General features: G+C 56.4%; 1 pseudogene. It reads right to left on the reverse strand.

Going from position 1 to position 870, the window contains the following annotated elements:
• A pseudogene (locus VZ95_RS20110) lies at nucleotides 1-602 on the reverse strand (RNA polymerase factor sigma-32); the annotation flags it as partial.
• Nucleotides 603-870 lie beyond the last annotated feature (268 nt).

An 870-nucleotide genomic window follows, 5' to 3' on the forward strand; every position in this document is an offset into this window, starting at 1 on the left:
CAATCTTGCCATTCGCCGTCGCCATCGATGCGCAAGGGGGGGCGTTCAAGCTGTGATCCGGCGCGCCGAGGCGGCGGGTTCATCTGCACCACATCGTCTTCGCTGACAGCGAGGTCGGTTGCGATCTTGGCCACCTGCTCCGGCGTCATATCGCCATCGTCAATCGCGCGCATTTGGCCCTTCAGCCGCCGCAGATTGAAGAACAGCTTTTTCTGCGCCGCCGTGGTGCCCATTTTCACGAGGCTCCAGCTATGCAGGATATATTCTTGAATGGCGGCGCGGATCCACCACATAGCATAGGTGGCCAGGCGGAAGCCCTTATCGGCATCAAAGCGTTTAACCGCCTGCATCATGCCGACATTACCTTCGGAAATCAGCTCGGAGACCGGCAAACCGTAGCCCCGATAGCCCATAGCGATTTTGGCGACAAGGCGCAGATGGCTCGTGACCATCTTATGCGCGGCTTCAATATCGCCTTCGTCTTTGAATTTTTTGGCGAGGGAAAACTCATCCTCAACCGTCAGCATCGGGAACTTTCGGATTTCCGAAAGATACCGGGATAGATTTCCATCGCTTCCAATAATCGGCAAGCTCGCGGCCATGATGAACCCTCCTATGGCGTTCGTTCGTCGGGGGACTTCCCCCTGGGCAGGCTCCTGGTCCGAGTTCGGCACCCAATTCTGCGGTGCGGTGACGCTATCCCCCAAAAAAGGCGAGATAATGTCGGGTTTCCCCCTCGGATCATTCGAGCATATCGCAACTTAACACTGTTTCAAGCGCAAAATTAGGCTTGTTCTAAAAAAGCCTCCAGGGCAGCCAAATCGGGCGGCAGCGGCGTTTCAAACAGCATATGCTCGCCGGACACCGGGT

Source organism: Elstera litoralis (genome assembly GCF_000963705.1).
Lineage (GTDB): Bacteria > Pseudomonadota > Alphaproteobacteria > Elsterales > Elsteraceae > Elstera > Elstera litoralis.